Source organism: Streptomyces sp. CLCI03 (assembly GCF_053615355.1).
In genome coordinates, this window is record NZ_CM132132.1 from 3,868,813 (window position 1) to 3,888,584 (window position 19,772).

A 19,772-nucleotide genomic window follows, 5' to 3' on the forward strand; every position below is an offset into this window, starting at 1 on the left:
GGTGGCAGGGGGCAGGGGTCAGGGCGGCTGCCTAGCGTGGTCGGCGGACGTACGAGCCCCCGACCGAAGGTGCGACCTCCATGACAGACAAGCCCGCCATCGTCCTGGTCCACGGCTTCTGGGGCGGCGCCGCCCACTGGGCCAAGGTCATCCCCGAGCTCCACCGGCGCGGGATGCCGGGGAGAGCCCCGGGCAGATCAGCCAGGAGCTGCCACCCGCGGCCTTCGAGAACATCGCGCCCGACTCGGACGGCTACCTGTGGATCAAGCAGGACAAGTTCCACGAGAGCTTCGCGCAGGACCTCTCGCCGGAAGAGGCGCTGGTCATGGCCGTGACCCAGAAGGCTCCGCTCGGTTCGACCTTCGGTGACACCGTCACCGCTCCGGCCTGGCGGTCGAAGCCCTGCTGGTACCAGGTATCCGCCGCGGACCGCATGATCCACCCCGACGACGAGCGGCGGATGGCCGAGCGGATGAAGCCGCGCAAGGCGATCGAGCTCGACGCGGGCCACGCGTCGCCGGCCTCGCAGCCCGTGCCGGTCACCGACCTCATCGAGGAGGCCGCGCTCGCCCTGTCCGCGCCCTGACCGGACTCGGAGGACCCGGAAACGGAACCGGACCGGGACCCGCGCGGCGCGCGGGTCCCGGTCCGGTTCCGGTGCGTCGGGTGCGTCGGACGCGGTCCGTGCACCCGGTGTGGTCAACGGGGCACGGTGAGCGTCCATGCCCCCGGACGCAGGGTCCACGTTCGGCGACGGACCGGGCCCGTCAGCGCCGCGTCGGCGCGGTAGCGGAAGTCCGCGCCCGACACCGTCACCGTCTTCGCGCGGGCCGTGACCGTCGACTCGGCGGAGCTTCCGCCGCCCGTCCGGACCACGACCTCCGCCGCTCCGCCGTCGTCCCGGGTGCGAACCGAGACGTCCTCCACGGGCCGGTCCACATCCGCGAGCAGCACCCCGTCGGCCTCGACCCGCAGCCGGTGCCGGCTCGTGGCCGCACCGCCGGCCGCCGCCACCGGCCGGACCAGCGTCCGGACCAGCGAGCGGTACGCACTCCACACCGACGGCCCGGCGGGCCGCGGGACCCCGTGCACCGGCGGAATCCTCAGCGCGCCGAGCACGACCCCGTCACTGTCGTCGACCAGCAGGTCACAGCTCCGCACCGCCCCGTCGAGGACGGCCCGGGCCGCGGTGACGGCCGACAGCGGCACGCCGAGGGACCGGGCCAGCCCCAGCGACCCCACGGGGCCCACCGGGACCAGCGCCAGGGGTCCCTCGCCCAGCCCGCGCTCCCGGTGCAGCAGCCCTACGGCACGCACCAGGGCCCGGTCGTCACCGACGATCACCAGCCGTCGATGACCCCGGCGGGCAAGAGCCCGCGCAAATTCCTCCTGCGAATCCGGGAGGCAGATTTTCGCTGCCGCGCCCGCTGACAACACATCTTTCGCGATCCGCACGGACTCGCCGTCGAGACGGCGGGCGACCGGGTCGACGAGCACGAGCAGGCCGCCTACCGGCGCGCCCGCTTGGCTCATGGTGGGCTCTGGAGCCGACACCTCGGTCCTTCCTCGGGTAGCATCTTTGTGCAAGAGGCCCTTGCGCTATTGCGCCAGGGCCTTCGTCTATTCCGGGGTACCGGTCCGACGGCTCAGCCTGCGGTGTACATCGTCGTACGCCCCCTGACCTTGGACATGCCCCATCCGGAAGAGGTGTACGCCTGTGCCCGCTCTTGTGCTGCTCGGAGCTCAGTGGGGTGACGAGGGCAAGGGAAAGGCCACCGACCTGCTCGGTGGATCCGTTGACTATGTGGTGCGCTACCAGGGCGGCAACAATGCCGGCCACACGGTCGTCGTAGGCGACCAGAAGTACGCGCTGCACCTTCTCCCTTCCGGCATCCTCTCCCCCGGATGCACCCCGGTCATCGGTAACGGTGTCGTCGTCGACCCGGCCGTCCTGCTCTCCGAGCTGCGCGGCCTGAACGAGCGCGGCATCGACACCTCCAAGCTGCTCATCAGCGGCAACGCGCACCTGATCACGCCGTACAACGTCACTCTCGACAAGGTCGGCGAGCGCTTCCTCGGCAAGCGCAAGATCGGTACCACCGGTCGCGGCATCGGCCCGACCTACGCGGACAAGATCAACCGCATCGGTATCCGCGTCCAGGACCTCTACGACGAGTCGATCCTCATCCAGAAGGTCGAAGCGGCGCTGGAGGGCAAGAACCAGCTCCTCGCGAAGCTCTACAACCGCCGCGCCATCGAGGCCGGGGCGATCGTGGAGGAGATGCTCCAGTACGCGGAGCAGATCAAGCCGTACGTCGCCGACACCACGCTGATCCTCAACAACGCGCTGGACGAGGACAAGGTCGTGCTGTTCGAGGGCGGCCAGGGCACCCTGCTCGACGTCGACCACGGCACCTATCCCTTCGTCACCTCGTCCAACCCGACCGCCGGCGGCGCCTGCACCGGCACCGGCGTGGGCCCGACGAAGATCAGCCGCGTCATCGGCATCCTCAAGGCCTACACGACCCGAGTCGGCGCGGGCCCGTTCCCGACCGAGCTGTTCGACCAGGACGGCGAGGACCTGCGCCGCATCGGCGGCGAGCGCGGCGTGACCACCGGACGTGACCGCCGCTGCGGTTGGTTCGACGCGCCGATCGCACGTTACGCCACCCGCGTGAACGGCCTCACCGACTTCTTCCTGACGAAGCTGGACGTACTGACCGGCTGGGAGCAGATCCCGGTCTGCGTCGCGTACGAGATCGACGGCAAGCGCGTCGAGGAGCTGCCCTACTCGCAGACCGACTTCCACCACGCGAAGCCGATCTACGAATACCTCCCCGGCTGGTCCGAGGACATCACCAAGGCCAAGACCTTCGAGGAGCTCCCGGCGAACGCCCAGGCGTACGTCAAGGCCCTGGAAGAGATGTCGGGCGCCCCGATCTCCGCGATCGGCGTCGGCCCCGGCCGCACCGAGACGATCGAGATCAACTCGTTCCTCTAGGAGACCCGGTCCCCCCGGAGGGGCGGCAGGCGCACCCCGCGCCCGCCGCCCCTCCGGCGTTCCCGGGGCAGCGCGCGGCGGCGCGGGACGGCCTGTGCACGGCCCCCGGCACGCCCTCCGGCACCCCGAGAGGAAAAGATCCCCGCTCCCTGTCACATCCGTGCGCTCCCCTCCGTCAGCGCTGTGAAGCCACCGACCGAAGGAGAGCAGCAGCCATGACGAACACCTCCCTCTCGCGGATGCCGAACCCGGCCGAATTCGTCCCCGAGCTGAACGACATCAGCGCCGCCCTCTTCCGGGCCACGGGCAACCGCTCCGTGCCGCGGACCACGATGAGCCTGGTCCACCTGCGCGCCGGGCAGATCGTCGGCAACACCTACCTGACCGTCCTGAACACCGGCTTCCTGCGCAAGGCCGGGGAGTCCGAGGAGCGCATCACGGCCGTCTCCTCCTGGCAGGACGCCCCCTACTTCACGGCCGCCGAGCGCGCCGCCCTCGCCCTGGTGGAGGCCACCCTCCAGCCCGCCCCGCACGGCCGTGAGCGGGTCACCGACGAGCTCTACGCCGAGGTCGCCGCGCACTACGACGAGAAGGCCCTGGCCACCCTCACCCTCGCGATCGGGCAGATCAACTTCTTCATCGCCCTCGCCGTGATCGGCAAGCCGCAGCCGGTCGCCTCGCTGGCCGACGAGCAGTGGGGCTGAGGCCCCCGTAGGGCGGGAACGGCTCGGGCGGTCTCGGGGGGCGGGTTCCGGGTGGGCGGAAATATGATGTGCACGGGCTTTTCGCGCAGCGGAAGCAGGGACGAATGGATGCACCTCGGAGCGTTCCGTGACTCCTCGCCGTGCCCCGCGGGCGGCCAGCGCCGACCTGCTCAGCACGCTCGGACGGCTCGCCGACCAGGCCCGTCGCGGGGTGGAGCTGCAGCAGGCCCGGGTGGACCTGGCCGAGGCGCTGCAGAGCGAGATGCTGCCCGCCTCGCTGCCCGCCCTACCGGGCCTGCGGACCGCCGCCCGGTACGCGCCCGCCCGGCACGGCCTGGACATCGGCGGTGACTGGTACGACGGCTTCCGGCTGCCCGAGGGGGCGCTCGCCTTCTGCATCGGTGACGTCCAGGGGCACGACGTGGAGGCGGCCGCCTTCATGGGGCAGGTACGGATCTGCCTGCGCGCCGTGGCGGCCGTGGTCGTCGATCCGGGCGAGGTGCTGAGCCGTGCCAACGAGGTCCTGCTCTCCATGGACCGCGACCTCTTCGCGACCTGCACGCTGCTGCGCTTCGATCCGGAGACCCGGGAGCTGGAGACCGCCCGCGCCGGCCACGTCCCGGCGGTCTGGGCCACCGTCGACGGCGAGTACGGCATCACGAACGACGACGGCGGCCTGCCGCTGAACCTGGCCCCCGACGCGGGGTACGCGGTGACCCGCCGCCGGCTGACGAAGGCGGGGTCGATCGTGCTGCTCACCGACGGTGTGGTCGAGGGGCCGAAGTTCCCGATCGAGGTGGGTCTGGAGCGGGTGGCCGACGTGGTGCGGGAGGCCGCGGGCACCGATCCGGGCGAGCTGGCCGCCGAGGTGATGAAGGTGGCCGACTCCACCGGTCACGCGGACGACGCCGCCGTGCTCGTGCTCACCCACGACGCACGACCCGACCCGCAGGACGCCCCGCAGGACACCTCTTAGAGCGTGTCACGGCCTGCGGGGGCGGCGGGCTGTTGTCTGATGATGTGGTGCGCACCGAGGGATGGCGACGTCTGCCCGCAGCTCTGCTGCCGATCCTCGCCGTCGCCGTCACCTATTACGTGGGTGGCCTGATCGGCCTGTATCAGCGTGTGGTCGTCGACGGCGCCGAGGTGACACCCCTGTGGCTGCCGACCGGCATCGCGGTGGCCTCCCTGCTGTGGTTGGGCCTGCGGGTGTGGCCCGGGATCGCGCTCGGTACGTACCTCACCATCGAGCGGATCACCGATTTCGACCTGCCCGGCCTGATCATCGTCACGGGGAACGTGCTCGCCCCCGTGTGCGCGTACCTGATGCTCCGCCGGGCGGGTTTCCGTATCGAGCTGGACCGGCTGCGGGACGCCTTGGCGCTGGTGTTCCTGGGCGGCCTGTGGCCCATGCTGATCAGCGCCACGATCGGGACCTGGACGCTGGTGCTCACCGGTGACCTGCCGCTGTCGCAGTTCTGGCCCGTCTGGTCGGCCTGGTGGGCCGGGGACGCGATGGGCGTGCTCGTGCTGACCCCTCTGCTCCTCGTCCTGCGCAGGGCCGTGGGGGCCCGGCGGCGGCCCCTGGACGGCTACCGCGCGGCCGAGGCGGCGGTCCTGGCGGTCACCGCGGTGGTCGTCACCCTGGTGGCCACCCGGAGCACCCTCTCGCTGCTCTTCCTCGTCTTCCCCGTGATCATCTGGGCGGCCGTACGCTTCCAGCTCGCCGGGAGCGCTCCGGTCACCCTGCTGGTGTCGGTCCTGACGATCGCGGCGGCGACCGGCCACGCCGGGCCGTTCGCCGACCACACCCTCCTGGAAGTCATGATCAATCTCCAGGCGCTCAACGGCGCGGCGGCCCTGACCGGGCTGCTGCTGGCAGCCCTGGTCACCGAGCAGAACAACGTCCGCCTGAAGATCGAGCAGGTCTGCGAGGACCTGGCGGAGCTGGTGGAACACCTGGCCCCGGGCAAGCCGGACCGCTAGCCACCGGCTGTCGGAGCCCGACTGTCCGAGCTGGACCCAGCCGCCCGGCCGGCCCGTACGCCCACCGCTACGACCGCTGAACACCGGCCCGGTGGCCGCCGGGGCCATGCCGCCGGGGGTTACCAGGCCAGCTGCGAGATCTCCTCGGCGACCACCGCGCACGCGTCCGCCGCCGGGTCGATCAGCGGGAAGTGCCCGACGGCGTCGAGGAGGGTCAGTCCGACCATCTCCCCCGCCTTCGCGGCCGCCGCCACGTACGCCTCGGCCACCTGTGGCGGGACCACGATGTCGTCCCGGCCCTGGACCACCGCCGTGGCGATCCCGGTCGGCAGCAGGGCCGCCGGATCGGCGTACGGCAGCCGCTCGTCCCAGTGGTCCGCCCCGCCCAGCAGCTGCGCGCTCGCGCCGCCGCACACGCCCAGTTCCTCCGCCACCGCGAAGTCGGCGATCGGGGCCAGCGCCACCACGCCCCGCAGCATCGGCGCGGCGGGCAGCCGCCACGGGGAGCCGGCCGGCAGGACGTGCCGGGCCGCGGCCCACAGCGCGAGGTGGCCGCCCGCCGAGTGACCGGTGACGACCGTGCGGCGGACATCGGCCTGCGGGAGGGCTTCGGCCGCCAGCCCCGGCAGGGCGTCCATCGCGGCGGCGACATCGTCGAAGGTCTCCGGCCAACGCCCGGCGACCGGCCCCTCGGCGTTCTGGTGCGGCAGCGAACTACCGCGCCGGTACTCGACGTTGGCGACGGCGAAACCCCGACGGGCCAGGAAGTCCGCGAGGGGTGTGACGTGTTGCCGGTCGTAAGGGGCCCGCCAGGCGCCGCCGTGGAGCAGCACCACGAGCGGTGCCGGGCCCAGGTCCTGGCCCCGCGGGGCGTAGAAGTCGACGACGTGGTCGGGGTGTTCCCCGTACGTGGCGGTCGCGTCCGGCGCCACGGCCGGGTGGGCGAAGGCCGAGGCGGCCTCCGCGGCATCCCGTTCCACTGCGGCGGGGTCCGTCATCGGCTCAACCTCTCGGTAACGCGTGGGACAGCGGGGACAGATGTTCCGGTGTTCCGGCAGAGCGGGACCGTATCAGTCCGGAACGGGCACTTTCGTGCGGGGCCCGGAATATGACCGGGCGGACGGAGCCGTAGCCCCGCCCGCCCGGTGATGTGACGTTTCGCTACCGAGTCACCCGAAAATGTGACCCAGTGTCCGCGCCGCGCGCTCGGCGTCGGCGAAACCGACGTAGAGCGGGGTGAAGCCGAAGCGCAGGACGTCGGGTGCGCGGAAGTCGCCGATGACGCCCCGGGAGATGAGCTCCCCCATGACCTCACGGGCGTTCTCGGTCCGCAGCGAGATCTGGCTCCCGCGGCGGTCGTGCTCCACCGGGGTGACCGACTCGACCCGGCCCTGCGGGACGTACGCCGCCACGCAGGCGAGGAAGAAGTCGGTCAGGGCGAGGGACTTGGCCCGTACGTCTTCGACGGACACCCCGTCCCAGGCGTCGAGCGCCGACTCCAGGGCCAGCATGGACAGGATGTCCGGCGTGCCGACGCGCCCGCGGGTCACGCCCTCGGCCGGCGCGAAGGCCGGGGTCATCGCGAACGGATCCGCGTGACCGTTCCAGCCCGGGAGCGGGGAGTCGAAGTCGGCCTGGTGGCGGGCGGCGATGTACAGGTAGGCGGGCGCGCCGGGGCCGCCGTTGAGGTACTTGTACGTGCAGCCCACCGCGAGGTCGACGGCGTGCGCGTCGAGGTCGACGGGGAGGGCCCCGGCGGAGTGGCACAGGTCCCAGACCGTGATCGCCCCGGCGGCGTGGGCCGCCGTGGTGAGGGCGGGGAGGTCGTGGAGCCGGCCGCTGCGGTAGTCGACGTGGTTGAGGAGGACCACGGCGGTGTCCGCGTCCATCGCCTCGGCCGCGTGCGAGGGATCCACCGGGACGACGGTCAGGCCCGTCATCCGGGCCGCCGACCGCGCGATGTAGCCGTCGGTGGGGAAGGTGGCCGCGTCGACCAGCAGCTTCGTCCGCCCGGGAGCCGCGAGCCGGGCGGCGCCGACCAGCGCCTTGAAGAGGTTGACGCTGGTGGAGTCACCGACGACCACCTGGCCGGGGGCCGCGCCGACGAGCGGGGCGAGCTTGTCGCCGATCCGCTCGGGCGCGGTCCACCAGCCGCTCTCGTCCCAGGACCGGATGAGGAGCTCGCCCCACTGCCGGGCGATGACGTCCGCGGTGGTGTCCGCGACACCGGCCGGGAGCGCGCCGAGGGAGTTGCCGTCCAGGTAGACGACCCCGTCGGGCAGGGTGAAGCGCTCGCGGAGCTTGGCGAGCCCGTCGGCGGCGTCCAGCGCGGCCGCCCGGTCGCGCAGGTCGGCCGAGGACTCCGCCGCTATGTTCGTGGAGTCGTCAGACATAGCTGCGGGCCGTCCAGAGCTCCGGGAAGACGTTCTTCGTCGCCCGCTTCTCCAGCCAGGTCACGCCGGCCGAGCCGCCCGTGCCCGTCTTCGCGCCCATCGCGCGGCGGGTGGCGACCAGGTGGTCGTTGCGCCAGCGCCAGACGAGCTCGGCGACGTCCGTGAGGACCTCGCCGAGGCGGTGCAGGTCCACGGTCTCGTTGTCGTCCGGGGCGGCGTACAGGCCCGTCCAGACGGCCTCGACCTCGGGGGAGGGCTCGTAGCGCAGCGACAGGTCGCGGTTCAGGACGGCTTCCGGGACCGGCAGGCCGCGGCGGGCGAGCAGGCGCAGCACCTCGTCGTAGAGGCTGGGCTCGTGCAGGGCCTTCTCCAGCTCCGCGTGGACGCGCGGGGCGCCCCGGTGCGGGACCAGCATGGAGGAGGACTTCTCGCCGAGCAGGAACTCCATCCGGCGGTACATCGCCGACTGGAAACCGGAACCCTCGCCGAGGGCGGCGCGGTAGGCGTTGAACTGTCCCGGGGTGAGCTGGGCGAGCGGGCGCCAGGAGGCGTTGAGTGCTTCCAGCTCGCGGAGGGAACGTTTCAGCGCATCCATCGCGACCGGGATGTGGTCCTCGCGCAGGGCCTTCGCGGCGGTCTCCCACTCGTGGACGATGACCGTGAACCACAGCTCCATGACCTGGGTCGTCACCAGGAAGACCATCTCGCCCGGGTCGTCCGAGCGGAGGTGCTGGAGGTGGGTGAGGACGTCCGCCTGGACGTAGTCCTCGTACGGGGTCGTGCCGTCGAAGTCGAGGTTCGGGGTTTCCGACCCGCCGACTCCGGAGGCATCAAGGGTTTTCGACATCGCTGTCTCCTCGACACGTGCTTCCGGGTAGCGGTCCGCCCCTTCCGTGAGGTGAGTGGAGCCCCGGTCCCCTGCCCGCAGCATAGGACACCGTCGCGCCGGCGCTCCAGCGGAGAGTGACACAGACCACACAATTTCGGTGCGTGTCACTCCCCGCCGTACGAACTCAGGCGCTCAGCGTGTCCGCCGCCGTCGGGGACGAGTCCCGCAGGAAGGTCGAGCAGCGCTCGTACTCCTCCTTCTCGCCGATCGCCTCGGCCGCGCGGGCCAGGGCGTGCAGGGCGCGCAGGAAGCCACGGTTCGGCTCGTGCTCCCACGGGACCGGGCCGTGGCCCTTCCACCCGGCGCGGCGCAGCGCGTCCAGGCCACGGTGGTAGCCCGTACGGGCGTAGGCGTACGACTCGACGGTGCTGCCGGCCGCGAAGGCCTGGTCGGCGAGGATCGCCCAGGCGAGGGACGACGTGGGGTGCGCGGCCGCCACCTCGACGGCGGGGGTGCCGGCGGCGATCGCCTCGCGGCCCGGCTCGTCGGGCAGGTGGGTGGGGGCGGGGCCCCCGAGCAGGTTCTGGTGAATGGACATGCCCCCAGTCTGCCGGGCCGCCGCGGCCGGGCGAGCGGTGGTCCGCCGGATCCCCGGCGCGGGGCGCGGCGTTGTCGGGCGGGCACGGCGGCGCGAGGGCCGACACGGCAGCGCCCCGGGCCGCCGGAGGCGGATCCGCGCCCCGGCGGTACGGATCAGCGGACGCCGGCCGGGACCGGCGCGGAGGGGCTCGAACAGTCGCATCCGAGGGCCTCGGCCGGGCCGTGCAACACCCGCGCGCCGCGCCCGGCCGCGGTGTCGAGTCGGGCCGCGACGGCGGGGACCACCAGGCTCGGCAGCACGCTCGTGTAGAGCGCCGAGATCTCCCGGTCCAGGTCGAGCCCGAGGGTCTGCGACATCACGTTGAGCCCGGCGAAGGCGCCGACCACCAGCCGTGAGGGCCCCGACGGGTCCACGTGCGGGAGCAGTTCGCCCTGCTCCTTCGCCCGCACCAACAAGGCGGTGTGCAGGTCGATCCATCCTTGGTACGGCGCCGCCCGGTCCAGTTCCCGGCCGTTCTGCTCCAGGGTGAGCCGAGCACTGCCGCGCATCAGCACGTCGTACCGCAGGCGGTGCGAGAAGACCATGCCGACGTCGACGAACTCCTGCGCCCGGAACTCCTGCGGGGTGACCGGCGCGTGCATGATGACCTGGGCGTCGATCACGGCCTGCGCCAGGTCCTCCTTCGAGTCGAAGTGGAAGTAGAGCGCGCCTTTGGTGACGTTGGCGAGCTCGACGATGTCCGTCAGTTTGGCCGCGCCGTAGCCCCGTTCCTCGAACACCACGGCGGCGGCTTCCAGGAACGCCCGGCGGGTGCGCACGGCTCGGTCCTGCATCGCCTGCGTTCGTTCGGCCCTCATCCGCGCATGCCCTCTCCCCCGCCCCGACCGATCGGTCCGGACATGCCCCGGACACGTACTCCGGGGGCAGTTCACACCATCGTGCGGTCACCGTCCACCGCCGCCGTCACTCCTGCCGGGGGACGCCGAAGGGCCCGGCCTCCGTCGTGGGACGGGGGCCGGGCCCTTCGGTTCGACTCGCTGCGGTCGACTACTTCAGCTTGGTACCGGTGGAGCGCAGGTTCGCGCACGCCTCGGCGACGCGCGCGGCCATGCCCGCCTCGGCGGCCTTGCCCCAGGTGCGGGGGTCGTACTTGGACTTCGTACCGACCTCGCCGTCGACCTTCAGCACACCGGCGTAGTTGCTGAACATGTGGTCCACGACCGGGCGGGTGAAGGCGTACTGGGTGTCGGTGTCGAGGTTCATCTTCACGACGCCGTTCTCCAGCGCGGTGGCGATCTCCTCGGCCGTGGAGCCCGAGCCGCCGTGGAAGACGAAGTCGAACGGCGAGGCCTTGCCGAACTTCTCGGCGACACCGGCCTGGAGGTCCTTGAGGAGCTCGGGGCGCAGGACGACGTTGCCCGGCTTGTAGACGCCGTGGACGTTGCCGAAGGACGCGGCCAGCAGGTAGCGACCCTTCTCGCCCAGGCCGAGGGCCTCGGCGGTACGGATCGCGTCGTCGACGGTGGTGTACAGCTCGTCGTTGATCTCGTGGCTGACGCCGTCCTCCTCGCCACCGGTCGGGGTGATCTCGACCTCAAGGATGATCTTGGCGGCGACGGCCTTGGCGAGCAGCTCCTGGCCGATGGCCAGGTTGTCGGCCAGGGTCTCGGCGGAACCGTCCCACATGTGCGACTGGAAGAGCGGGTTCAGACCGCGGGCCACGCGCTCGGCGGAGATGTCGAGCAGCGGACGTACGTAGCCGTCCAGCTTGTCCTTCGGGCAGTGGTCCGTGTGCAGGGCGACCGTGATGTCGTACTTGGCGGCCACGATGTGCGCGAACTCGGCCAGGGCGACCGCGCCGGTGACCATGTCCTTGTTGTGCTGGCCACCCAGGAACTCCGCACCACCGGTGGAGATCTGGATGATGCCGTCGCTCTCGGCCTCCGCGAAACCGCGCAGCGCAGCGTGCAGGGTCTGGGAGGAGGTCACGTTGATGGCCGGGTAGGCGAACTTGCCTGCCTTCGCCCGGTCGAGCATCTCGTTGTAGACCTCGGGGGTTGCGATGGGCATCTGCCGGCTCCTTGGATGTGCGGGAGTGTGCTTATTGCGGGCCCTGACCTGGGGGCGACGTCATCGTCGCGCCTATCTTTCCAGACTCAGCGCAGGGGTCCAGACTGCCGGTCTCACGTCGTGGGCGAACGGCCCGGGATGTTTCACGTGAAACACCCCGGGCGTCCGGGAAAGCGCAGGTCAGGCCGATCGGAGCGGCGTCCGAGATCCTTCTCCACCGCTTCTGCCGGTGGCCGGACAGAGCCGGACGCGGCCGGGACCGGGGCTGACCCGGGGGCCGCGGCGAGGCGGACACGCCCTAGGAGAGGCCGAGGTCCTGGAGCTGGTAGCCGGTGAGGTAGGGCAGGCCGGCCTCGGCGATCGCGTCGGCCGCACCGCGGTCGACGATCGTGGCGACGGCGACGACCTCGCCGCCGGCCTCGCGGACCGCCTCGACGGCGGTCAGCGGGGACCCGCCGGTGGTCGAGGTGTCCTCGACCACCAGGCAGCGCTTGCCCTTCACGTCGGTGCCCTCGATCCGGCGCTGCATGCCGTGGGCCTTCTGCGCCTTGCGGACGACGAAGGCGTCCAGGCGCTCACCGCGCGCCGCGGAGGCGTGCAGCATCGAGGTCGCGACGGGGTCGGCGCCCAGGGTCAGACCGCCGACGCAGTCGAACGCGAGATCGGCCGTGAGGTCGAGCATGACCTGGCCGACCAGCGGGGCCGACTCGCCGTCGAGGGTGACCCGACGGAGGTCGATGTAGTAGTCGGCCTCACGACCGGAGGAGAGGGTCACCTTGCCGTGCACGACGGCCTTGTCCTTGATCTGCTGCAGAAGCGCATCGCGTGTGCCTGACGGCATTACTTCGTTGACGTCACTCATGCCCCTGAGCTTAGAGGGGGCCGAGGAGGGGACCTAGCCGAGCCGACGCCACGTCCAGGTGGTGGAGACCTCCAGCGGATCCACCGGGGTGACCAGGCGCGGGAGGGTGTTCAGCCCGTTCGGCGGACCCGACTGGGGCTCCACGCAGACGGCCTCGGGCTCCTCGTCGTAGATGACCACCCACTCGGCCCGGCTGGTGACCCGCAGTTCGAGGGCGCCCGGCCAGGTGAGCGTGACGTCGACGCCGTGCGGCATGCCGAAGCAGTCGTCCCAGGGGCGGGGCTTCGGGTCGATGCGCTTGCCGGTGGGGATGTGGTCCTCGCCGCGCTCCTCCTGCCATCCGGGCTCGAAGGAGACCTCCGCGTCCGGGCCGCCTGCGCCGAGGTTGCGCAGGAACCAGGGGTGCCAGCCGACCTGGGCCGGGAAGGAGTCCCCGTACGTCTCGACGCCCATGGCGAGGGTCAGCGAGTCCTCGGCGAGCGTGACGACCTGCGTCACCCGGCCGGGGTACGGCCAGGGGTCGGCGAGGTCGTAGGAGAAGGCGGCCTCGGTGGCGGTGGCCCCGGCCGGGCGCCAGGGCGAGTCGCGGCCGAAGCCGTGGAGCGCGTGCGGCGGGTGGTTGAGCGGCATCTGATGGACGGTCGCGCCGTCGTGGAACCGGCCGTTCGCGACCCGGCCGCACCACGGGACCATCGGGAAGGCCCCGTACCTCGGCCCCTGGCGCAGCAGTTCCGTTCCGTCGATGCGCAGGCTGCTGATCCGGCAGCCGTTCTCCTGGTCGACCGTCACCTCGGCGCCGCCGGCGCTCAGTTGCGTACTCATGCGGTCGACCCTAATGCGGCAGGGCCCCCGGATCAGCGACGACGGCGCAGGGCACGGCCGATGACGACCGCCGAGGCCAACGCGAAGGCGGCGGCCGGGGCGATCCACCGCAGGCTGTCGCCGGCGCCTGCCGCGGCCGGTGCGGGGACCGGGGCGTACCGACCGCGCGGCGGCGCGTGGTCCACCTCCTCCGCACTGCGGCCGATCATGGTGCGGCGGGCGTGGGCGGCCTCGGCCGGGGGCCTCGGGGCTCCGTCGGAGCCCTCGAACCGACCGGCGAGGAAGGGGTCCAGGGACGGCGGCGGCACGTCGGTCTCGAAAACGGAGGCGGTGACCTCGGTGACGTCGTCCTCGACGTGTCCGGGGCCCGACCCGTCCGCTCCGCCCTCGCCGTCCTCCGCCTCCTCGGCCTCGGCCACCGGGTCGCTCACGATGTCGGGCGCGGCGGCGAGGGTCAGCGCTCCGGCGGCCCGGTCCAGCAGCCGGACCACGGCCGTGGCCGCGGCCTCGGGCGGGAAGGCCGCGGCGCGCCCGTCCGCGGTCGCCCCGGCGGTGAAGTCCAGCCGGGTCCCGTCCGGGATCGGGGTCAGCCGCAGGTCGAGGGAGAACGTCACCGTTCCGCTGCCCCGGACCTCCGTGCCCGCGCCGTCGAAGACGAAGTGCCCGGGGGCCCGCTCGGTGACGGTCAGGGCGCCCCGGTAGGTCACGGTGCTCCCGCCGACCCGGACCTTGAGCCGGCCCGAGACCGGTCCGGCGTCGGTGTCGGCGTCCTGCTGGAGTCCCGGCACGCACCGGGCCACCTGGGCGGGGTCGCGCAGCACGGCGCGGAGATCGTCTGCCGGTACCGGGACGAACACCTGATGCTCCATGTGGTCGAGCCTACCGACGAGACCCGCACCGGGTCACGAATACCGCGGGTGCGGCAGGGTCGACGGGGGGAGTCCGGGCACCCGCGTGCGTTCCGCGTCGCGGGCGGCGTCCTGCAGGGAGTGGGTCGAGAGCGAACGCAGCGCGGGCGTGTCGCGGTCCACGCGCAGCGGCGGGTCCTGGTCCCGGGCGGCCAGGACGAAGCCCCAGTCCTGCGGCGGTACGTCACTCACGCCGTGGGGGGTGCGGTCGGGCCCGGCGGCGAAGCCCGCGAGCCGGCCACCCGCGCTGTAGGGGGCGGTGCGCAGGCCGGCCGCGCGGAGGGTGGAGTCGACGGTCCAGTAGGCATGCGGGCGCGTGGTCATCGGTCCGGCGTGCACGGCGATGCGGCCCCCGGGGCGCAGGGCCCGCGCGGCCAGCCCGTAGAACTCCTGCGAGTACAGCTTCGTGCTGGGGGTGATGCCCGGGTCGGGGAGGTCGGAGACGATGACGTCGAAGCGGTCGTCGGAGGCCGGCCCCCGCAGCCAGCGGAAGGCGTCCTGCGTGACGACGGCCAGCCGCGGGTCCTCGTACACCCGGGCGTTGAGCGCGGAGAGCATCGGATCGGTGCGGGCGAGGCGGACCACGCCGGGGTCGAGTTCGACGACGGTGACGGAGGAGACGTCCCGGTAGCGGAGCACCTCGCGCGCGGCGAGTCCGTCGCCGCCGCCGAGGACCAGGACGCGGGTGTGCGGGCCGGTCATCGCGGGGTGGACCAAGGCCTCGTGATAGCGGTACTCGTCGTAGCCGCTGACCCGTAGCCGGCCGTCCAGGTACAGGTCGAGGGAGCGCGGGGAGCCGGTCGGCGGGCCGGTGAGCACCAGCTCCTGCACCTCGGTCCGGACGGCGACCCGCACCTCCCCGCCGTAGACGGCGCGCCGGGCGTTGCGCTCGAAGTCGTCGGCGAGGACGGTCGCGGAGGCGAGCACGGCCAGGACGGTCACGTTCGCGCCGATCAGCAGCCAGCGGCAGCGCCTGCTCAGGTCCCGGCGGAACAGCCACAGGACCAGCCCGCCGCCGACGATCACGTTGACGGTGCCGGTGACCATGGCGCCGGTGAGCTGGCCGAGCATCGGGAGCAGCAGGAAGGGGAAGGCGAGGCCGCCGACCAGGGCGCCCACGTAGTCGGCGGCGAAGAGGTCGGCGACGGCCCCGCCCGCGTCCTGTCTGCGGATCCGCTGGATGAGGACCATCAGCAGCGGGATCTCGGCGCCGATGAGCACCCCGATGGCGAAGGAGAAGCCGACGAGCGCGGGGCGGGACTCCCCCAGCCAGGCGAAGCTCGCGTACAGCGCTATGGCCGACAGCCCACCGAGCAGGGCCAGCCCGGCCTCGATGGCGCCGAAGCCGAAGGCGGGCCGGTGGCGGAAGCGCTTGGCGAGCAGGGAGCCGACCCCCATGGCGAAGACCATGACGGACAGCACGACCGACGCCTGGGTGACGGAGTCGCCGATGAGGTAGGTGCCGAGGGCGAGCAGCTCCAGCTCGTACACGAGCCCGCAGGCGGCGCAGATGAACACGGTGGCCAGGACGAGGAGTCGGCCGGTCCGGGGCCGTACGGGCAGGGCGGCCGGGACGGTCGCGGCGCCCCGCGGCTCCGGGGCCGGGAGTACCCGGCGCGGGACGGAACGGTCGATCATGCAGCGAACCGTACGTCACCGCCCACTCGCATCCGGTCACCCACATGGGTGCAAGTGACGTACTGATCCCGCCAGTTGGCGTAACCGTGGCGGGATAATCGCGCCCCGGCGCCCGCTACAGCAGCGCGGGCGATTCCAGGGCGGCCGCCGCGGGCGCCCCGATCCGCACGCCCACCCGCGTGCGGGTGGCCACCAGCTGCCCCTCCTGCGGGTACGCGTGCCAGGTCCGCCAGCGCACCTGCCCCTCGTAATGCTGCGCGAGCATGGCGGTGAAGGCGTGCGGACTCCCGGGAAAGGTCCCCGCTAGTCCGTTCGGGTGATCCGCCACCAGTGCGAGCAATTCCTGGGCCCGCCCGGCGAAGGAGCCGCGGGAGAGGGTCTCGACCCGCGCGGCGAACTCGTACTCCCAGTCGCCCACCCGCTTGGCCACGCCGAGCGGCAGCGGCGTACTGCTGCCGGGCATACAGGCGACGGTCTCCGAGCAGAGCACCTCCCCCTCCTCCAGGAGCACCTGGTGGGACGCGCCGAGCAGGCGCAACTCCACTTTCGCCCCCGAAAGTTCGAGGTTCAGTACGGCCAGAGCGGGCAACCGGTCCCGACCCAGGGCCCAGGCGAGATCGGCGGCACGCGTGTCGGTGTATGAGGTCTGGAGGGTCGTGAGCATGAGTCGGCTCCGCAAACGCGCGAGGGAGATGGGCCGGGGCCCGCCAGCGGTAGCAAGCACGGGTGGGGGGAAACCGGCACGGGTCCACAGGAAGTCCCGGGAGGTCCGAGGACTGGTCTACTCAACCGAGGGAATCATGAAAGGCACGGCACTCACAGCGTTTTTACCCAACTTGACGGGGTTTACATCCCCCCGGGGGCTCCGCAGTTCACGTGTTCAACAGGTTGCGTCCCGCGCGTCGTCATGCATCGGCGAACGAGAGGGCGCGGGACGGCAGTCGGACCGTCGAACGCCCTCGTCCACGCGGTGCCGCGCGGGTGCCGGGCACGCCGCTCGGCGAGTGCCGGGTGCGTGCCCGACGGTTCCCGATCCACGGTGCCCGGTGTCAGCTGGACCCGCCACCGCACCCGCCGCCACCACCGCCGCACGAGGAGGACGATCCCCCGCACGACGAGGAGGACCCGCAGCCGCCCCCCGAGTCACCACCGCCGTCACCCGCCCACCAGCTGCCGCTGCGGCGCCCGCCGCGGCGGGCCGAACCGCGCCTCATGGACGACCGGCCCAGCTTCGTAAGGAGGTACACCGCGATGATGAGCAGGAACACAACGAAGACGAACCCCATGTCCGCCACCTCTCTCACGCCCCGGTCTTCCCGGGGGAGCGGGATCCCCGCGTCCCGCGTGAAGGGGAAATGCCCCCGGGCCGCGCGACCCAAAGCACACTTGAGGAAGTCCAGAGGTTGCCCTCAGGATGACGACCATGAGCACTCCCGTGAGCAGCGACCGCCCCTTCCTGAACCGCCGTCTGGCGGCCTTCGGCACGACGATCTTCGCGGAGATGTCGGCGCTGGCCACGCGCACCGGTTCGATCAACCTCGGCCAAGGGTTCCCCGACACCGACGGCCCGGCGCAGATCGCCGAGGCGGCCTCCCGCGCGGTCCTCACGGGACTCGGCAACCAGTACCCGCCGGGGCCGGGCGTCCCCGAGCTGCGCACCGCGATCGCCGCGCACCAGCAGCGCTTCTACGGTCTCGCGCATGACCCCGACACCGAGGTCCTCGTCACGGCGGGCGCCACCGAGGCCATCGCCGCCTCCCTCCTCGCCCTCCTGGAGCCGGGCGACGAGGTCATCGCCCTGGAGCCGTACTACGACTCGTACGCGGCCTGCATCGCCATGGCCGGCGCGGTACGCGTACCCGTCACCCTGCGCCCGCACGCCGGGGCCTTCGCCCTCGACCTGGACGAACTGCGCGCCGCCGTCACCCCGCGCACCCGCCTGCTGCTCCTGAACACCCCGCACAACCCGACGGGCACCGTCCTGACGCCGGCCGAGCTCACGGCGATCGCCGAGCTGGCCGTCGAGCGCGACCTGCTGGTCGTCACGGACGAGGTGTACGAGCACCTGGTCTTCGAGGGCGCCCACACGCCCCTGGCGGGCCTGCCGGGCATGCGCGAGCGCACGGTCACCATCTCCTCGGCCGGGAAGACCTATTCGTTCACGGGCTGGAAGGTCGGCTGGATCACCGCCTCCCCGGAGCTGATCACGGCGGTCCGCTCGGTGAAGCAGTTCCTGACCTACGTCTCCTCAGGCCCCTTCCAGTACGCGATCGCCGAGGCCCTCGCCCTCCCCGACAGCTACTACGACACCCTCCGCGCCGACCTGGCCGCCAAGCGCGACATCCTCGCCGACGGCCTCGCGGCGGCCGGCTTCGAGGTCTTCCGCCCCCAGGGCACGTACTTCATCACCACCGACATCACCCCCCTCGGCGAGAAGGACGGCCTCGCCTTCTGCCGCGCCCTGCCGGAACGCTGCGGCGTGGTCGCCATCCCGAACCAGGTCTTCTACGACGACAAGAGCGCGGGCGCCACCCAGGTCCGCTGGGCGTTCTGCAAGCGCGAGGACGTCCTGCGCGAGGCCGCCGAACGGCTGCGCCGGCTCTGACCCGGGCCCCGGGGATCGCGGTCGGGCGGGCCGTTCCCTCGACGGACATCCCGCGTCCTTGCGGGGTTGTGGGGGCGGTGTGAAGCTGTGCGTCGTGCGAGTGCCCGAAGCCCTCACCGCCGGGTGAGCGGACCACCTGGAGCGGGAAAGTCGGGGGATCGATGGCAACGGGCAGAGCCGGCGTGTCCGCGTCGCCGCTGGAGATGCGCGCGGTCCGGGCCGTGCGCTCGGCCGCGCCGACCACGGTGATCGCGCTCGGGGTGTTCGCCGCCGTGCGCGGGGCCGGCGTGCTGGTGCTCGGCCTCGGGGCCTGGTGGGCCGGGCGGGATCCACTGAAGGTGCTCGGCAGGTCCTGGGACTCGGACTGGTACCTGCGGATCGCCGCCCACGGCTACGGGCGGACCCTGATGTGGCCCGAGATCGCCACCGGGACCGGGCCCGTGCAGAGCGACTACGCCTTCTTCCCGCTCTACCCCACCCTGATACGCCTCGTCTCCGCGATCCTGCCCGGCGGGACGGTCCCCGCCGCGCTCCTCGTCGCCTGGGTCTCCGCCGCCGCGGCCGCCCTCGGGATCTACCGGGTCGGGGAGCGGGTGATCGGCCCGCGGGCCGGGCTGCTGCTCGTGGGGCTGTGGGCGGCGCTGCCGCACGCGGTGGTCCTCACCCTCGCCTACACCGAGGCCCTGCTGGCCGCCTTCGCCGCCTGGGCGCTGTACGCCCTGCTGCGCGGCCGCTGGCTGTGGGCCGCCGGTCTCGCCGTCCTGGCCGGGCTGACCCGGCCCACCGGGCTGGCCGTCGCGGCCGCCGTCTCGGTCGTGGCCCTGCACGCCGTCCTCGTACGAAGATCCCGGGCACCCGAGGTGTGGCTGGCCGGGCTGGTGGCTCCGGCGGGCTGGACGGCGTACGTCCTGGCCGTCGGCGTGAAGGTGGGCGACCCCCTCGGCGGCTACTTCGCCGTGCAGCGCGGCTGGGGCTCCCGCTTCGATTTCGGCGTCGGGGCGCTGCGCTCCGCCGAGCGGGTGCTGACCGGCGGGCACGTGCCGCTCGCCACCACCGTGACGGTGGTCCTGCTGGCCGTGGCCGGGCTGCTGGCAATACCGCTGCTCCTGGACCGCACCCCGCTGCCGCTGCTCGCGTACACCGCGGTCCTGCTGGTCATCGGCTTCGGCGGGGCCGGCTTCTTCGAGTCCAAGCCGCGCTTCCTGCTGCCGGCCTTCCCGCTGCTCCTGCCGATGGCCGCCGTCATGGCGAGAGCCCGGCCCCGCACCGCGGTCATGGTGACCGCGGTGGTGGCCGGGCTCGGTTACGGCTACGGGCTGTATCTGCTGCTCATCGCCCGTGTACCGCTGTAAC

Annotated in this window: 19 protein-coding genes; 7 read left to right on the forward strand and 12 right to left on the reverse strand. The window is 72.4% G+C overall.

Annotated features, from left to right (window positions below):
- The first annotated feature begins 1 nt into the window (after window position 1).
- The gene (locus ACWG52_RS17760) at window positions 2–586 is read left to right on the forward strand and encodes an alpha/beta hydrolase (RefSeq protein ID WP_453128991.1); all 585 of its coding nucleotides are present in this window, start codon (window positions 2–4) and stop codon (window positions 584–586) included.
- Window positions 587–699: 113 nt separating this feature from the next.
- Here ACWG52_RS17760 and ACWG52_RS17765 read toward each other — a convergent pair whose 3' ends face one another.
- Complete coding sequence (locus ACWG52_RS17765) at window positions 700–1,533, reverse strand: diacylglycerol kinase catalytic domain-containing protein (RefSeq protein ID WP_266384934.1); 834 nt, start codon at window positions 1,531–1,533, stop codon at window positions 700–702.
- 184 nt (window positions 1,534–1,717) lie between these two features.
- On the opposite strand from ACWG52_RS17765, the gene ACWG52_RS17770 reads away from it, so the two are divergent.
- The 4 genes from ACWG52_RS17770 (at window position 1,718) to ACWG52_RS17785 (ending at window position 5,691) form a co-directional block, all read left to right on the forward strand.
- Window positions 1,718–3,001: an adenylosuccinate synthase gene (locus ACWG52_RS17770; RefSeq protein ID WP_389803822.1), complete on the forward strand. Its 1,284-nt coding sequence runs from the start codon at window positions 1,718–1,720 to the stop codon at window positions 2,999–3,001.
- A gap of 215 nt (window positions 3,002–3,216) precedes the next feature.
- The gene (locus ACWG52_RS17775) at window positions 3,217–3,705 is read left to right on the forward strand and encodes a carboxymuconolactone decarboxylase family protein (protein WP_390166536.1); all 489 of its coding nucleotides are present in this window, start codon (window positions 3,217–3,219) and stop codon (window positions 3,703–3,705) included.
- A gap of 127 nt (window positions 3,706–3,832) precedes the next feature.
- Window positions 3,833–4,681 carry a PP2C family protein-serine/threonine phosphatase gene (locus ACWG52_RS17780; protein WP_389803828.1) on the forward strand — a complete coding sequence of 283 codons (849 nt, stop codon included), beginning with the start codon at window positions 3,833–3,835 and terminating at the stop codon, window positions 4,679–4,681.
- Window positions 4,682–4,725: 44 nt separating this feature from the next.
- Window positions 4,726–5,691 (forward strand): MASE1 domain-containing protein, encoded by a 966-nt coding sequence (locus tag ACWG52_RS17785; protein ID WP_389804907.1) that lies wholly within the window; start codon window positions 4,726–4,728, stop codon window positions 5,689–5,691.
- Between the two features lie 119 nt (window positions 5,692–5,810).
- Here the strand turns inward: ACWG52_RS17785 and ACWG52_RS17790 are convergent, their stop codons facing one another.
- The 11 genes from ACWG52_RS17790 to ACWG52_RS17840 all read right to left on the reverse strand — a co-directional run bounded on the left by ACWG52_RS17790 (window position 5,811) and on the right by ACWG52_RS17840 (window position 16,478).
- Entirely contained in the window at window positions 5,811–6,689 is an 879-nt protein-coding gene (locus ACWG52_RS17790) for an alpha/beta hydrolase (protein ID WP_389803830.1), read from the reverse strand.
- A 171-nt stretch (window positions 6,690–6,860) separates the two neighbouring features.
- Complete coding sequence (kynU, locus tag ACWG52_RS17795) at window positions 6,861–8,084, reverse strand: kynureninase (RefSeq protein WP_453128992.1); 1,224 nt, start codon at window positions 8,082–8,084, stop codon at window positions 6,861–6,863.
- Entirely contained in the window at window positions 8,077–8,931 is an 855-nt protein-coding gene (locus ACWG52_RS17800) for a tryptophan 2,3-dioxygenase family protein (protein ID WP_030726538.1), read from the reverse strand. Before ACWG52_RS17800 ends, kynU begins: the two co-directional genes overlap by 8 nt.
- A gap of 166 nt (window positions 8,932–9,097) precedes the next feature.
- Window positions 9,098–9,511, reverse strand: a complete 414-nt coding sequence (locus ACWG52_RS17805) for a DUF3151 domain-containing protein (RefSeq protein WP_389803836.1) — start codon at window positions 9,509–9,511, stop codon at window positions 9,098–9,100.
- A gap of 155 nt (window positions 9,512–9,666) precedes the next feature.
- Window positions 9,667–10,371: a ScbR family autoregulator-binding transcription factor gene (locus tag ACWG52_RS17810; RefSeq protein ID WP_453128993.1), complete on the reverse strand. Its 705-nt coding sequence runs from the start codon at window positions 10,369–10,371 to the stop codon at window positions 9,667–9,669.
- Window positions 10,372–10,561: 190 nt separating this feature from the next.
- Entirely contained in the window at window positions 10,562–11,584 is a 1,023-nt protein-coding gene (gene fbaA / locus ACWG52_RS17815) for a class II fructose-bisphosphate aldolase (protein ID WP_033214531.1), read from the reverse strand.
- 298 nt (window positions 11,585–11,882) lie between these two features.
- On the reverse strand, window positions 11,883–12,446 hold the full coding sequence (gene pyrE, locus ACWG52_RS17820; RefSeq protein WP_389803842.1) for an orotate phosphoribosyltransferase: 564 nt from the start codon (window positions 12,444–12,446) through the stop codon (window positions 11,883–11,885).
- A gap of 33 nt (window positions 12,447–12,479) precedes the next feature.
- Entirely contained in the window at window positions 12,480–13,268 is a 789-nt protein-coding gene (locus ACWG52_RS17825) for an aldose epimerase family protein (protein WP_161294579.1), read from the reverse strand.
- A gap of 32 nt (window positions 13,269–13,300) precedes the next feature.
- On the reverse strand, window positions 13,301–14,137 hold the full coding sequence (locus ACWG52_RS17830; RefSeq protein ID WP_390139528.1) for an SRPBCC family protein: 837 nt from the start codon (window positions 14,135–14,137) through the stop codon (window positions 13,301–13,303).
- A 33-nt stretch (window positions 14,138–14,170) separates the two neighbouring features.
- Window positions 14,171–15,814, reverse strand: coding sequence for a polyamine aminopropyltransferase (locus tag ACWG52_RS17835; RefSeq protein WP_389803849.1), 1,644 nt, complete (start codon window positions 15,812–15,814; stop codon window positions 14,171–14,173).
- Between the two features lie 115 nt (window positions 15,815–15,929).
- Entirely contained in the window at window positions 15,930–16,478 is a 549-nt protein-coding gene (locus ACWG52_RS17840) for a DUF2617 family protein (protein WP_389803852.1), read from the reverse strand.
- Window positions 16,479–17,228: 750 nt separating this feature from the next.
- Between ACWG52_RS17840 and ACWG52_RS17845 the strand changes: the two genes are divergently transcribed.
- The gene (locus ACWG52_RS17845; RefSeq protein ID WP_390166544.1) at window positions 17,229–18,419 is read left to right on the forward strand and encodes a pyridoxal phosphate-dependent aminotransferase; all 1,191 of its coding nucleotides are present in this window, start codon (window positions 17,229–17,231) and stop codon (window positions 18,417–18,419) included.
- Between the two features lie 161 nt (window positions 18,420–18,580).
- Window positions 18,581–19,771: a hypothetical protein gene (locus ACWG52_RS17850; protein WP_389803857.1), complete on the forward strand. Its 1,191-nt coding sequence runs from the start codon at window positions 18,581–18,583 to the stop codon at window positions 19,769–19,771.
- The last annotated feature ends 1 nt before the right edge of the window (window position 19,772 follow it).

Coding starts and splice junctions, on each gene's coding strand:
- ACWG52_RS17765 (WP_266384934.1), bottom strand. CDS start 1,533: ATGAGCCAAGCGGGCGCGCCGGTAGGCGGCCTGCTCGTGCTCGTCGAC.
- ACWG52_RS17775 (WP_390166536.1), top strand. CDS start 3,217: ATGACGAACACCTCCCTCTCGCGGATGCCGAACCCGGCCGAATTCGTC.
- ACWG52_RS17790 (WP_389803830.1), bottom strand. CDS start 6,689: ATGACGGACCCCGCCGCAGTGGAACGGGATGCCGCGGAGGCCGCCTCG.
- kynU (WP_453128992.1), bottom strand. CDS start 8,084: ATGTCTGACGACTCCACGAACATAGCGGCGGAGTCCTCGGCCGACCTG.
- ACWG52_RS17800 (WP_030726538.1), bottom strand. CDS start 8,931: ATGTCGAAAACCCTTGATGCCTCCGGAGTCGGCGGGTCGGAAACCCCG.
- ACWG52_RS17805 (WP_389803836.1), bottom strand. CDS start 9,511: ATGTCCATTCACCAGAACCTGCTCGGGGGCCCCGCCCCCACCCACCTG.
- ACWG52_RS17810 (WP_453128993.1), bottom strand. CDS start 10,371: ATGAGGGCCGAACGAACGCAGGCGATGCAGGACCGAGCCGTGCGCACC.
- fbaA (WP_033214531.1), bottom strand. CDS start 11,584: ATGCCCATCGCAACCCCCGAGGTCTACAACGAGATGCTCGACCGGGCG.
- pyrE (WP_389803842.1), bottom strand. CDS start 12,446: ATGAGTGACGTCAACGAAGTAATGCCGTCAGGCACACGCGATGCGCTT.
- ACWG52_RS17825 (WP_161294579.1), bottom strand. CDS start 13,268: ATGAGTACGCAACTGAGCGCCGGCGGCGCCGAGGTGACGGTCGACCAG.
- ACWG52_RS17830 (WP_390139528.1), bottom strand. CDS start 14,137: ATGGAGCATCAGGTGTTCGTCCCGGTACCGGCAGACGATCTCCGCGCC.
- ACWG52_RS17835 (WP_389803849.1), bottom strand. CDS start 15,814: ATGATCGACCGTTCCGTCCCGCGCCGGGTACTCCCGGCCCCGGAGCCG.
- ACWG52_RS17840 (WP_389803852.1), bottom strand. CDS start 16,478: ATGCTCACGACCCTCCAGACCTCATACACCGACACGCGTGCCGCCGAT.
- ACWG52_RS17845 (WP_390166544.1), top strand. CDS start 17,229: ATGACGACCATGAGCACTCCCGTGAGCAGCGACCGCCCCTTCCTGAAC.
- ACWG52_RS17850 (WP_389803857.1), top strand. CDS start 18,581: ATGGCAACGGGCAGAGCCGGCGTGTCCGCGTCGCCGCTGGAGATGCGC.